An 11,896-nucleotide genomic window follows, 5' to 3' on the forward strand; every position below is an offset into this window, starting at 1 on the left:
AATAACGGTATTAGTGGTTTAGATGGGACTGTCGTCACGTTCGTGGATAAGCCTGTGCACCAGCGGCACAGACCCCGCGAACCCGCGCTCCGGCACCCGTGCCCCGGAAACCCGGCTCCATGCCAGCCCGACCGCGTACGCCGCGCCGAGCACCGCCGCCGCGCCGGCCCGATCAGGCGGAATCACCCGGACCCCGACCCCCGTCTCCACCCGGACCCCGGCCCCCGTCTCCTGCCGGCCGCCCGCGGCGCGCTCGCCCGTGTCTCCCGCACCAGCGCCCGATCCTGTACGCGAGTCGCGCGGCATCGGTCGTGGGCCCGTGCGCGCGCCGGGCCGTACATCCGGAGTCATCACCGCGAAGCCGTCAGGCTCGGTCCGCTCGCTCGCCGAGGTGCTGGTGAGCCCCGCGCGGCGCAGCTCGTCGTAGGCGTGCCTGAGCCGGTGGTCGAGCCGGGCGGGCAGCATGCTCCGGGAGTCCGACAGGTCGGCCAGGTAGACGGCGGCGGCGCGCGGCGGATCGGGGGCGAAGGCCAGCGCCTCGACCAGGTCGTAGACGGTGTGCGACAGATGGGCCTCGGGGTCGGTGTCCACCAGCACCGCTCTGGCGAGCCGCTGAGGGCAGCGCCGCAGCCACGCCAGGCGCAGGGCGTGGTCGTCCCGCAGGGCCGCCTCGTCGTCCAGCCCCGGCCGCTTGAGCACGGGCTCGACCATCGTCAGCAGCGCGAGGGCGCGCGGCCTGAAGCGGATGTCCGACAGCAGGATGTGCGCGGTGTCGCCGATCAGCGCGGCCAGCCGCAGCGCGGTGCGCGGTTGACCGGCTCGCCGGCGCTCGGCGACGAGGGTGACCAGGTCGATCAGCGGCGGGGCGGGCAGCCAGCGCACCCACTCGTCGCCCGGCAGCGGCCTGCGCAGGAACTCGCCGAAGATGGTGAGCAGCCGCTCGTTGCCGTCGAAGGCGGGCGCGTAGGCGCACCACATGATGGTGCCCCACACCGCGGCGACCGTGCTCGGCACGTCTCGGGCGAAGATCTCGCCGAAGGCGGTGAGCGGATAGTCCAGCTCGGACTTGCGGCAGTTGGCGCGCAGCAGCTCCCGTATCTGCTCGCACAGCTTGACGGGCACGTCAGGGCCGACGAACGCCTGCGTGGAGCCGGGCTCGGCGATGAAGTCCGGCCCGCTGGGGACGACGCCGGAGGGCAGCGCCGTCGCGTGGTGCCCCACCTGCCGGGCCCGCAGGCGCCGGGGCGGCGGGGCGAGGTGCCAACGGCCGTCGGCCGGATCGTGCAGGTGCCAGCGCGCGTGGGCGCCGAACACCCACCGGTCGCCGTCGCGCGTCACCAGGGTCCTGGCGGCGATGGCATGGGCGCGATCAGGCTCGGGCAGCGTCTGCCAGCGTGCGTCGGCGACCATCGAGCGGACCTCCGCCTCGGCGGCGGTGAACGCGTTCCAAGGGCGCACGGCGGCCATCGTACTGGGCGTACTCGGATCGGCCATGGGCATAACACGGCAGAATGTTCGCCATGAGGGTGAAAAAGGCGTGGATGGTGGCGCTCGTGGGCTTACTCGCCGGATGCGGGACGACGGCACCGCTCAAGCCGCCGCCCGACGTGGCCGGCGTGCTGACCCTGGCCGCGGCCACGCCGCCCGACCCCGGAGGCGAGGTGGGCGGCGCCTCCACCGAGTTCGACGCCGCCACCGACCTGTCCATGTGGAAGAAGCTCAGCGCCACGGAGAAGGACGTGGACCGGATCGCCAAGCTGGACGTGAACAAGACCGCCAAGGGCTCGATGTACCTGGAGCCCAAGACTTCGGCGTGGTTCGACGGCTTCCGCGGCCCGTTCGTCTACCAGGATCTCGCCGGGGACATCGTCATGCACGCCAGGGTCAAGGTCGAGGGCAAGAAGGGCGGCGCGCCCAAGCGCAAGTTCTCCCTCGGCGGCCTGATGGCCAGGGAGCCCGGCACCTACGCCGCCCCCCACTGGATGGCCATCGCGACCGGCACGACCGACAAGACCGGCCGGCTCGAGGTGAAGATCACCAGGGAGGGCAGCTCCAAGCCCCAGGAGTCAGCGGTGACGTCCGAGTGGATGGATCTCATCCTGGCCAGGGTCGGCGGGGTCGCCGTCGCCCTGTACAAGGAGGACGGCGGCACCTGGAAGGTCGGCAGTCGCTGGGAGTCGGAGTTTCCCGAGGTGCTGCAGTGGGGTGTCTCCGCCTACACCGACTGGGACAGCTACAGCACGCTCAAGAAGGACGCCACCAAGGGCAATGCCAAGCAGGTCAGAGGGCTGCCGGATCTGAAGATGACGGTGGACTTCGTCAGGTTCCTCCGGCCCGAACTGCCCGATTACGCCGACCCGCTCAACACCGCCTCGGTGTCGGACGAGGTCCTGATCAAATTGGTGACGCCTGCCGGTGTCTGATCGCCTTGGCCTGGTAGCTGTCCGGTGTGCGGGCGAAGGAGGCCCGGTCGTCGTCGGTGAGCTCGCGCACGACCTTGCCGGGCACCCCGGCGACCAGCACTCCGGCCGGGATGCGCTTCCCCGGGGCGATCAGGGCTCCGGCGGCGACCAGGGTGCCCGCGCCGACGCGTGCGCCGCCGAGCACGATCGCGCCGATGCCGATCAGCGCGCCCGTCTCGACGTGGGCGCCGTGCACCATGGCCTTGTGGCCCAGGCTGACCCGCGACTCCAGGATCGCGGGCTCACCCGGGTCGGAGTGCAGGCAGCACAGATCCTGTACGTTGCACTCCTCCCCCACCTCGATCCGCTCGTCGTCCCCCCTGAGAACGGAGCCGTACCAGATGTTGGACGCCCGGCCCACCGAGACCCTGCCCACCACGACGGCTCCGGGGGCCACGTAAGCCTCGGGATGAATGTCCGGGATTGCCCCGTTGTCCAATGCAGCGATGTACATCTGCCACATCGTAATTCCCGCCCTGGGTCTGGCGTTCCGGTTGCGGACGTGGGCAGATGGCAGGAAAGTCGAATCTTGACGTCTCGTCGTCAGACCCTCACAACCCGCAATTTTCTTCCCCCGCCTCACGCAAACCCTTAGGTAACCCCCATGACAAACCGGCACGAGAGCATTCCCGATCTGATGCAAGACGACACCTTCGAGGTCGTGATGCGCGGCTACAACCGCCGCCAGGTCCACGACTACATGATCCGTACCCGTAACCAAGTCAGGGACCTGGAAGAGCGGCTGGCACGGGCGATCGACCAGGCCGAGCAGGGCCGGATCGAGCTGGCGGAGGCCAGACGGCAGATAGCCGAGGTGCCGACCAACTTCAATCCGAGCACCCGCCTGGAGCAGATACTCAAGCTCGGCCAGGAAGAGGCCTCGGCGATGCGCGAGGAGGCGGAGGCGGAGACCTCCGCCCTGCGCGAGTCCGCGAAGATCGAGTCCGAGCGGCTCATGGCATCCGCGCGCGAGACCGCGGACAAGATCCTCACGTCCGCTCAGGCGGAGGCCGAGCGGCGGGTGAGCGAGGCCACGGAGGCGGCCGAGCGCATGCTGGCGCAGGCCGGCTCCGACGCCGAGGAGGCGCGCAACGCCGCCCGCATGGAGTCGGAGGCCAGGGTGCGCGAGGCGCACGCGGAGGCGGAGCGCCTGGTCTCCTCGGCCACCAGCGAGGCGGAGCGGCTGGTCTCGACCGCCACGTCCGAGGCCGAGCAGATGGTGGCGCAGGCCCGTGCCGAGTCGGAGCAGACGCTCTCCAGCGCGAGGGGCGAGGCCGAGCGTACGGTCGTGTCCGCCCGTGAGGAGGCCGAGTCGACGCTGGCGGCGGCGGAGCAGCGGGTGGCCTCGCTGGACGAGCACGCCGGCCGCCGGGTGGAGTATCTGACCAACACGCACAGCGAGGTCGTGCGGAGGCTGAACGAGGTCAGCACCGTGCTGAGCGACCTCATGCGCGACGAGTCCGCGGCGGGCGCGCTGGTGCCGGACGCGGCCAAGTCCCTGACGCCCGCGCCGCAGGACGACGTGCGGGTCATCGTCGAGGTCGAGGACCAGCCGCAGGAGCAGCGCCAGGAGCAGCGCCAGGAGCGGGGGCAGGAGCAGCGCCAGGAGCGGGGCGACGACCGTCCGCAGGAGGCGCCGGCCGATGGCCGCGTCTCCGCCGAGGACACGGACGTGAACATCGGCCGCTTGCAACTGCGCCAGTAACCGTTCCGTTCAGGAAGGAGAGGGCCCCGCCGTCCGGCGGGGCCCTCTCGCCGTCCGGCGACGGGGAAGGCAGGCCGTCGGGTGGAAGCCTCCGCCCCCGATCGGGTCGGAGGCTTCCACGTACGCGTCCCCTGGGGTGATCCGTTGGTGGCCCGGTGCCGGAGCCGCCGATTGCTGAACCCGGCACCGGGCTGCTCGTGGGCGTGGACCGGGGAACGGTCCAGCGCCTGTCCTACGGAGGTGGCGGGCCGGCTCCCCACTCCGGTCCGCCGCCGGTCCGCCTCTCCTGGTCCCGGAGCTGCTTGCGCAGGTCGTCCGGGTCGTCCGCGTCGATGGTCATCGCACAGCCGGCGGCCCGCTGCTCGTCGTCGAGCGGATGGTGGCGGGTGGCCCACCACCGTCCGGCGTCGCTCCGCCAGATGGTCCATTTGGGGTGCTCTCGGGCTATTTCGGCTAGATGCCGGTCAAAGGCCATCTGGTCAACCCTCCGAGGGGGCCCCTGTGCGAGGTTCCATCTCTTACGAAGGTGCGCTACTTCTCTAGAGACGTCAATGATCGTGGAGGACAGGTCACCCTTGCTTGGTCCGGCTCAGGCGTCGAAGTCGTACTGCAGGACGTAGGCGGCGGCGTCCAGGACCATCTCGTTGAGCTCGATGGGAACACCCCCGGCGGTGTAGGCGGTGCGGTCGATGACGATGACCGGGGTGCCCCCCGGCAGGCCGAGCAGGGTGCTCTCACGGGGGCCTGGCATGCGGGCGCGCACCTCCTCGGTGAAGTGGGCCGGTGGCAGGCCGAGGTCGCTCAGCCGGGCGTAGACGCCTCCGGGCCCGGTCTCGACGGCCGTGATCGCGCTGCCTTCGACCGGGCCGGCGGGGAAGTAGGAGGTGGAGAGCTGCACGGGCCTGGCGTCGACGGAGTAGCGCCGCCTGCGTACCCAGACCTCACGGCTGTCCAGTACGCCGGCGACGGCCTCGGAGGCCTGCTCGCGGACCACCTCCACCTCGTCCACGGTGAAGGGGCGGCCGCGCGTGTCGGCGTCCCAGATCGAGCGTCCCTGGCCCCACTGCGTACGTGCGAGGCGGCGGGAGCCGTGCCTGCGGATCGGCTTGAACAGTCGCACGTAGACCCCCGAGCCTCGCTTCGGCACCGCCAGCCCCTCGTTGATCAGGACGCTGAGCGCCTGCCTGGCGGTGGCCCGTGCGACCGCGTAGTCGGCCATGAGCGTGTTCTCGCCCGGTAGCCGGTCCCCGTCACGCAGTTCGCCGGACAGGATCCGGGAGCGGAGGCTGTCGGCGATGCGTCGATAGATGGGGGGCTCGTGGGGTACCGGGGATTCAGACACAGATGATCACCCTCTGTCACCAAGCGCGTTTGGCGTCTCCAGAGAACTTGCCCCGTCTTGTCCACGATCGCACAGATGCGGAGGTTGGTCCCGAGCTTCTTTTGAGAGGTGTGTGCCCGTGTGTCGAGAAGCCCGGATTTTCTGCCGACCGCTACCGTGCCCGGATGCCGACCGGTATCCGTCTCGCCCACCAGCGGCGAGTAACCAACGCCGCCAGCACGGCACCCATGGTGTTGATCAGCACGTCGTCCACGGACGAGAACCGGCCGAGGCGCAGGACGTACTGGAGAGTCTCCAGGACGATCGAGGCGGTGGCCGCGACGGCGGCGACGCGGGCCGCGCTCGCCCAGCGCGGGCTGCGGACCGGCAGCAGCGCGCCGAGCGCGGCGAACACCAGCAGATTACCCCCGACCTGCACGAGCGCGGTCTGCGATGGCTCGGTCGCGACCCAGCCGAGGTCCTGGAGAGGGCGCAGGCTGACCCCTTCCTGGCCGCTGCCCGGGGTGAGGATCATCCAGATCCAGGGGGCGGTGCCGACCACGATCCCGACGTCGGCCAGGGCGGTGCGCACCGCGGCGGGGTGGCCGCGGCCGGCCCGGTGGCGGGCGAGCAGCAAGATTGCCAGGATGCCCACAAGAGCCGCAAAGACCGCAGCAATAATGACGTTTCCCCATAATTCCCACGTCCGCGTCACCAGCCCATGATCTCGGCTCCGGTACGGCTACGGGAAGCTGTCTCCGCGGACAGGCGGCGGGACGGGCAGATGCTCGGCCAGGAAGGCCGTCGCCACCTCCCAGGCCCGCTCGGCCGCCGCCGGGTGGTGGAACATCGGCGCCTCGTTGTGGAAGGCGTGCCCGGCCTCCTCCTCGACGTGCGTGCGCACGTTCGGCCTGCCTTCCGCGGCGCGCTCCACCACGGCGACCCGCTCACGCGGGATGTACGGGTCGCTGCCGCCGAAGACCAGCAGCAGCGGTGAGCCGATCCGTTCCATCAGCCCGGCGGCGTCGGGCACGGCCGAGCCGTAGAACGACAGCACGGCGTCCTGCTCGATCTGCGTGGCCAGCATGAAGGCGATCGAGCCGCCCAGGCAGAACCCGAGCGAACCCGTCCCGCCCGTGACCTCGGCGAGCCCGCGCAGGTGGGCCATGGTGAGCGCGCAGTCGGCCACCCCCTGCGGGAAGTCGAAACCGGAGGAGAGCCGGAGCGAGGCCGCCACCCCCGCCTCGTCGGGCTCGGCCTGCCAGCCCGGCCGCAGCCGCCAGAAGAGGTCGGGCGCGGCCACGACGTAACCGTGCGCCGCGAGCCGCTCGGCGACCCCCCTGATGTGCCCGCCCACGCCGAAGATCTCCTGGATGAGCAGGATCCCGGGGCCGCGTCCGGCGTCCGGCAGCCAGAGGTGGACGTCGAAGGAACCGTCATGTGCCGTGACTTCGTCGATACGAGTGCGCATGCTCTCCAGCATGGCGACTGAGGACCGAGTCGCGTGTGAGCGGCATGGCGCGGCGCGCACTGGAGAGAGACGATGACAGACACGATCACGATCGAACGGGAGCAACCCGATGCACGATGAACGGTCGCAGGCGGCGGACGCGCAGGCACAGGGGGTGGCGTCCCGGTGACGCGCGCCAAGGCACTGCGGGTGCGCGGCAGGCCGGTCCCACGCGGGCGCTTCCCGCACGTCAAAAGGGCGGGAGACTTCCTGTACGTGTCCGGCACGAGCTCCCGCAGGGCCGACAACACCTTCGTCGGCGTGCAGGTGGACGGCCTGGGCGCGACCGACCTGGACATCCGCGAGCAGACCCGCGCGGTGATCGAGAACATCGGCGACATCCTCAAGGCCGCCGGCGGATCGCTGGCCGATCTCATCCAGATCACCACTTACCTGGTGAACATGAACGACTTCAAGGGCTACAACGAGGTCTACGCCGAGTTCTTCGACGAGGAGGGGCCGACCAGGACGACGGTGGCCGTCCATCAGCTCCCCCATCCGCACCTGCTGATCGAGATGCAGGCCGTCGCCTACCACCCACAGGAGCGCTCATGAGCCGGCTCAGTGACCAGGCACCGGATCGCGAGCGCTGCCTCGCCCTGGACGCCGAAGACCCGCTGCGGCACTTCCGGCACGAGTTCACACTGCCCGAAGGCGTCATCTACCTGGTCGGCAACTCGCTGGGCGCGCTGCCCAAGAGGACTCCCGAGCGGGTGCGGCAGGCGGTGGAGGACGAGTGGGGCGCCCGCCTCGTCGGCGGCTGGAACAGCGCCGGCTGGTACGACCAGCCGCTGACCGTGGGGGACCGGATCGCGCCCCTCATCGGCGCGGGGCCCGGCCAGGTCGTCGCGGGCAACACCACCTCCATCGCGATCCACCAGGCGGTGGCGGCGGCGCTGCGGCTGCGCCCCGGCCGCCGGGTGATCGTCTCCGACGCGCGCAACTTCCCCACTGATCACTACATGGTCGAAGGGCTCGCCGGCGCGCTCGGCGGCCACGAGATCCGTGACTTCGCCGCGGGGCGGTTCGACGACGCGGCCGTGGTGCTGCTGTCGGAGGTCGACTACCGCACCGGCGAGCGCCACGACGTGCCCGAGGTGACCGCCCGGGTGCACGCGGCGGGCGCGCTGATGATCTGGGACGTGTGCCACAGCGTCGGCGCCCTCCAGGTGGACGTCTCGGCCGCCGACTTCGCGGTCGGATGCACGTACAAGTATCTGAACGCGGGGCCGGGGGCGCCGGCCTTCCTCTACGTCAACCCGCGCCATCACGCCGGCGCGGAGAACGTGCTGTCCGGCTGGCACTCGCACGCCGAGCCGTTCGCGTTCGAGGCCCACTACCGTCCCGCCGAGGGGATCAGGCGGTTCGCGGTGAGCACGCCGCACGTGCTGTCGTTCGCGGCGCTGGAGGCGGCTCTCGACGTGTGGGAGCGGGTGCCGCTCGACCTGCTGCGCGCCAAGAGCGTGGCGCTGGGCGCGCTCCTCGTCGACCTCGTCGGCGACGCGCTGGAGCTCGCCTCGCCCGCCGACCCGGACCGGCGCGGCAGCCATGTCAGCTTCCGCCACCCCGACGGGTATCCGGTGATGCGGGCGCTGATCGACCGGGGGGTGCACGGCGACTTCCGCGCCCCCGACGCCCTCCGCTTCGGGCTCGCCCCGCTCTACACCCGCTACGTGGACGTGTACGACGCCGCCGTCACGCTGCGGGAAGTACTGGACAAGGAGCTCTGGCGGGACGAGAGGTACACCCGGCGGCTGGCGGTCACCTGAGCCGGGTACTCTTTGGCAGGTGCCCACAAGGCACCTGTCAATGTTCGCCCGCGTCACCGTGCGGCCTGCGCACGAGCGGGTTCGGCGGGAGCGCGCGCTCGGCTCTGGGAGACCCCCGCCATGCTGCTGACCTTCGTGGTCACCACCCTCGTGATGATCATGATCCCCGGCCCCGACGCGGCCCTGATCATGCGCAGTTCCCTCGCCCACGGCCGGGTGGCCGGACTGCTGACCATGCTCGGCGGCCTGCTCGGGCTGTCCGTGCACGCCGCCGCCGCGGCGATCGGGCTGTCGGCCCTGCTGGTGGCCTCGCCCGCCGCGTTCACCGCCGTCCGCGCGCTCGGCATCTGCTATCTGCTCTGGCTCGGCGTGCACGCCCTGCTGTCCGGGCCTGCCAAGGCCGACCGGCTCCCCGAGGCGGCGCCGGGCGGCTCCGCCTTCGGGCACGTGCGCAGGGGACTGCTGTCCAACCTGCTCAACCCCAAGGTCCTGCTGCTGTTCGTGACGTGGCTGCCGCAGTTCCTCCCGGCGCACGGCGACGCCCTGGGCGGCGCGCTGCTGCTGTCGGGCATCGTCGCCCTGCTGTACGCGCTCTGGTTCAGCCTCTACAACCTGATCGTGGACCGGGCGGGCACACTGCTGCGCACCCCCCGCGTCCGCGTCAGGATCGAGCGCGTCACCGGCGTGCTGCTGGTCGGCTTCGCGCTACGGCTGGCCGTCCAGTAGCTTGATCGCCCGCTTCGGGGCGATCGCCCGGTAGCTCTCCTCCACCCAGTCGAGCAGCACCTCGGTCTCCGGCAGCTCGGCCAGGAACGGCACGGTCACCCAGCCGGCCTTGCCGAGCCCGTAGCCGCTGGGCGCCGCCCCTTCGACGGTCAGCGCGTGGCCGTGCGTCTCCGACAGGAGCTTCACCCCGAAGCTCGGGTCCCACTTGTCGGTCTTCTCGTCGATGCCGAGAAAGAGGAAGACCTTCTTGTTCACCTTGATGACCGTGTCGCCCCACGGGTGGTCCTCGTGGGTCTCGGGGAGCCCGAGCGCGAACGCGCGGAGCTTTTCGCGTACGTCGTGCCAGTCACTCATGCCTGGACGCTACCGCCACTCGGCCAGCTTGCGGTCGATGCCGTCCCTGATCCGCTCCCGCGCCTCCATCCGGGGCACGCCCGCCATGAGCAGCCGGTCGTAGTCGGTGTCCAGGTGCCTGACGGAGGCGACCACCGCCAGCGTGATCGCGTTCTCGTCGAGCGCCCGGGCGGCGGCCGTGCGCCCCACCCGGCCGCTGCCGCGCAGCCCGGCGTGCTCGGCGATCTCGCGGGCCCGCTCCGGCGGGCAGCCGGGGAACAGCCGGGCGATCTGGGCCGCCATCCGCGCCTGGTACTCGACGTCCTGCTCGGCCCGGCGCACCGCGTCGCGGTCGCGGCGGCGCAGCCGCGCGTCCTCGTCGGCCAGGCAGCGCTCCTCGGCCCGGGTCAGGGCCGCCTCCTCCACCAGCAGGCCGTTGCGCTGATAGACCTTGCGCCGCCGGTTGTAGCGCACCACCACCGCCGACAGGCCGCTCTCCTGCTTGGCCCGGCGGCTCAGCGCCGCGTTGCCCGACGGCAGGAACACCAGATGGTCGAGATCCGCGCAGGTCAGGCAGCAGGCGTCGGCATCCTCCATGATCAGGAAGGGGCCGGTGTCGCCGCAGGAGGCGCACACCCAGGTCTCCAGCGGGGCCACGACCACCAGGTCCGGCGCCTTGCTCTGCCGCTCGACCAGCCGCTTGACCCGCGCCTCGCTGAGATCGGGAGACAGCCAGTGCACCTGGAACGCCTCCTGCTCGTGCCGCGTCGTGAAGCGCAGCGGGCTGCGGTCCCGGCTGCCGGACACGTACGGTGTCGGCACCGGCCGCAGGCCCCTGGCCTGCGCCCAGTCCCGCAGGAGCGCCACCGTCGTCACCAGGCGGTCCTCGTCGACCGCCGCGAGCTCGGCGAGCGTGGCCGCGCGGCCCTGGCGCCAGAGATCGACATGGCGCGAGCGCAGCCAGCGCAGGCCCGTCACCACATCGATGAACGTCACGTACTTGTGGTCGGTCAGCGCGATCTCGGCTGCCTCGGCGACCCTGCGGGCGAGGTTCGGCTTGCTCACGTCCCTCAGTGTGCCGCCCCTTTGTCGGCGGGTGGGCATCCCTTGTGCCGATCGCGGCAAGTAAGCGGGCATCGTGCTTCTGCTCATGGGGGGAAAGCGTGCGCCTGCTCTGGCCTGCCGTACTCGTGCTCGTCACGTCCTGCGGAGCGACGGAGGGCGGGACACTGCCCGTGGTGACCGGCACGTTCGGCACCAGGCCGGTCGTCTCCATCCCCAGGGGCAAGCCCGGACGCCTGCCCAGGATGGCGGTGCTCAGCACCGGGAGCGGACGCCGCACCGTGCCCGGCGACGTGGTGCTCGCCGACGTCGAGATCCGCCGGTGGACGGACAACACGCCGCACCTGAACACCTACGACGCCAACCAGCCCGCCACGGTCGTCTTCGACGGGCGGCGCGTCCCCGACGCCTGGAGCCAGGTGCTCATCGGGCAGCCGGCGGGCAGCCGGGTGCTGCTGGTCGGCCCCGCCGCGCAGGTGCTCGGGCCCGACATGGACCCCGGCGGGATGGGAGCGGCGGAGACGCTGGTGGCCGTCTTCGACGTCCTCGGCGGCTACCCGCCGGACGCCCGCCTGGTCGGCCGGCCGCTGCCCGCGGTGCCCGCCGACCTGACGCCCATGACCCCGCCCCGCACCCTGATCGGCGGTTCCGGCGCCGAGGTGCGTGACGGGGCCAAGGTCATCGTGCAGTACGTGGCGGCCGCGTGGCCCTCACGCGCGGCGGTGGACTCCTCCTACCGCCGGGGCGGCCCGAGCGCCTTCACGCTCGCGCCGGGGGCCGTGCCGCCCGGCTGGCTGACCGGGCTGCGGGGCCAGCGCGTGGGGGCCCGCGTCACCTTCGGCTCGCCCATGAGCGGATACCCGGAGGGGACGGGCGGGCCGAGGCTCTACGTCATCGACATCCTGGACGCGATCTAGTGGCCCGTCACGCAACCTTGGCCGGGTAACTGGTCCAGCTGCGGATAGGTGAACTGGCCGCGAAGTTTGTCTTGGGTTGTGCGCGAGCGTT

14 protein-coding genes are annotated in these 11,896 nt (G+C 71.4%); 6 read left to right on the forward strand and 8 right to left on the reverse strand.

Features of this window, described 5'->3' with window-relative positions; genetic code table 11:
- Positions 1–18 precede the first annotated feature (18 nt).
- Entirely contained in the window at positions 19–1,467 is a 1,449-nt protein-coding gene (locus ACIBQX_RS40195; RefSeq protein ID WP_397014060.1) for a hypothetical protein, read from the reverse strand.
- Between the two features lie 53 nt (positions 1,468–1,520).
- Between ACIBQX_RS40195 and ACIBQX_RS40200 the strand changes: the two genes are divergently transcribed.
- Positions 1,521–2,423, forward strand: a complete 903-nt coding sequence (locus tag ACIBQX_RS40200; RefSeq protein ID WP_397014062.1) for a hypothetical protein — start codon at positions 1,521–1,523, stop codon at positions 2,421–2,423.
- Here ACIBQX_RS40200 and ACIBQX_RS40205 read toward each other — a convergent pair.
- Positions 2,395–2,916 (reverse strand): gamma carbonic anhydrase family protein, encoded by a 522-nt coding sequence (locus ACIBQX_RS40205; protein ID WP_397014064.1) that lies wholly within the window; start codon positions 2,914–2,916, stop codon positions 2,395–2,397. The two genes, ACIBQX_RS40200 and ACIBQX_RS40205, sit on opposite strands and share 29 nt — an antisense overlap.
- 183 nt (positions 2,917–3,099) lie before the next feature.
- Here ACIBQX_RS40205 and ACIBQX_RS40210 point away from each other — a divergent pair, with 183 nt between their 5' ends.
- Positions 3,100–4,167: a V-type ATP synthase subunit E family protein gene (locus tag ACIBQX_RS40210; protein ID WP_397014066.1), complete on the forward strand. Its 1,068-nt coding sequence runs from the start codon at positions 3,100–3,102 to the stop codon at positions 4,165–4,167.
- 232 nt (positions 4,168–4,399) lie between these two features.
- On the opposite strand, the gene ACIBQX_RS40215 is transcribed toward ACIBQX_RS40210, so the two are convergent.
- From ACIBQX_RS40215 to ACIBQX_RS40230, 4 genes are all read right to left on the reverse strand, one after another.
- On the reverse strand, positions 4,400–4,642 hold the full coding sequence (locus ACIBQX_RS40215) for a hypothetical protein (protein ID WP_397014068.1): 243 nt from the start codon (positions 4,640–4,642) through the stop codon (positions 4,400–4,402).
- Positions 4,643–4,756: 114 nt separating this feature from the next.
- A complete protein-coding gene (locus ACIBQX_RS40220; protein ID WP_397014070.1) occupies positions 4,757–5,509 on the reverse strand; it encodes a GntR family transcriptional regulator in 753 nt (250 codons plus the stop codon).
- A gap of 151 nt (positions 5,510–5,660) precedes the next feature.
- Positions 5,661–6,125 (reverse strand): VanZ family protein, encoded by a 465-nt coding sequence (locus tag ACIBQX_RS40225; protein WP_397014072.1) that lies wholly within the window; start codon positions 6,123–6,125, stop codon positions 5,661–5,663.
- Between the two features lie 105 nt (positions 6,126–6,230).
- Positions 6,231–6,959, reverse strand: a complete 729-nt coding sequence (locus tag ACIBQX_RS40230; protein ID WP_397014074.1) for a dienelactone hydrolase family protein — start codon at positions 6,957–6,959, stop codon at positions 6,231–6,233.
- A gap of 165 nt (positions 6,960–7,124) precedes the next feature.
- Here ACIBQX_RS40230 and ACIBQX_RS40235 point away from each other — a divergent pair, with 165 nt between their 5' ends.
- From ACIBQX_RS40235 to ACIBQX_RS40245, 3 genes are all read left to right on the forward strand, one after another.
- A complete protein-coding gene (locus ACIBQX_RS40235) occupies positions 7,125–7,553 on the forward strand; it encodes a RidA family protein (protein WP_397014076.1) in 429 nt (142 codons plus the stop codon).
- The gene (gene kynU / locus ACIBQX_RS40240; RefSeq protein WP_397014078.1) at positions 7,550–8,767 is read left to right on the forward strand and encodes a kynureninase; all 1,218 of its coding nucleotides are present in this window, start codon (positions 7,550–7,552) and stop codon (positions 8,765–8,767) included. Before ACIBQX_RS40235 ends, kynU begins: the two co-directional genes overlap by 4 nt.
- A 120-nt stretch (positions 8,768–8,887) precedes the next feature.
- Entirely contained in the window at positions 8,888–9,493 is a 606-nt protein-coding gene (locus tag ACIBQX_RS40245; protein WP_397014080.1) for a LysE family translocator, read from the forward strand.
- On the opposite strand, the gene ACIBQX_RS40250 is transcribed toward ACIBQX_RS40245, so the two are convergent.
- Both ACIBQX_RS40250 and ACIBQX_RS40255 read right to left on the reverse strand, forming a co-directional pair.
- Entirely contained in the window at positions 9,473–9,847 is a 375-nt protein-coding gene (locus ACIBQX_RS40250) for an MmcQ/YjbR family DNA-binding protein (protein WP_397014082.1), read from the reverse strand. The two genes, ACIBQX_RS40245 and ACIBQX_RS40250, sit on opposite strands and share 21 nt — an antisense overlap.
- A 9-nt stretch (positions 9,848–9,856) precedes the next feature.
- On the reverse strand, positions 9,857–10,891 hold the full coding sequence (locus tag ACIBQX_RS40255) for a DUF2293 domain-containing protein (RefSeq protein ID WP_397014084.1): 1,035 nt from the start codon (positions 10,889–10,891) through the stop codon (positions 9,857–9,859).
- Between the two features lie 98 nt (positions 10,892–10,989).
- On the opposite strand from ACIBQX_RS40255, the gene ACIBQX_RS40260 reads away from it, so the two are divergent.
- Positions 10,990–11,805: an FKBP-type peptidyl-prolyl cis-trans isomerase gene (locus tag ACIBQX_RS40260; protein WP_397014086.1), complete on the forward strand. Its 816-nt coding sequence runs from the start codon at positions 10,990–10,992 to the stop codon at positions 11,803–11,805.
- Positions 11,806–11,896 lie beyond the last annotated feature (91 nt).

The organism is Nonomuraea sp. NPDC049714 (genome assembly GCF_044465295.1).
Classification (GTDB): domain Bacteria; phylum Actinomycetota; class Actinomycetes; order Streptosporangiales; family Streptosporangiaceae; genus Nonomuraea.

Coding starts and splice junctions, on each gene's coding strand:
- ACIBQX_RS40195 (WP_397014060.1), bottom strand. CDS start 1,467: ATGGCCGCCGTGCGCCCTTGGAACGCGTTCACCGCCGCCGAGGCGGAG.
- ACIBQX_RS40200 (WP_397014062.1), top strand. CDS start 1,521: ATGAGGGTGAAAAAGGCGTGGATGGTGGCGCTCGTGGGCTTACTCGCC.
- ACIBQX_RS40205 (WP_397014064.1), bottom strand. CDS start 2,916: ATGTACATCGCTGCATTGGACAACGGGGCAATCCCGGACATTCATCCC.
- ACIBQX_RS40210 (WP_397014066.1), top strand. CDS start 3,100: ATGCAAGACGACACCTTCGAGGTCGTGATGCGCGGCTACAACCGCCGC.
- ACIBQX_RS40215 (WP_397014068.1), bottom strand. CDS start 4,642: ATGGCCTTTGACCGGCATCTAGCCGAAATAGCCCGAGAGCACCCCAAA.
- ACIBQX_RS40230 (WP_397014074.1), bottom strand. CDS start 6,959: ATGCGCACTCGTATCGACGAAGTCACGGCACATGACGGTTCCTTCGAC.
- kynU (WP_397014078.1), top strand. CDS start 7,550: ATGAGCCGGCTCAGTGACCAGGCACCGGATCGCGAGCGCTGCCTCGCC.
- ACIBQX_RS40245 (WP_397014080.1), top strand. CDS start 8,888: ATGCTGCTGACCTTCGTGGTCACCACCCTCGTGATGATCATGATCCCC.
- ACIBQX_RS40250 (WP_397014082.1), bottom strand. CDS start 9,847: ATGAGTGACTGGCACGACGTACGCGAAAAGCTCCGCGCGTTCGCGCTC.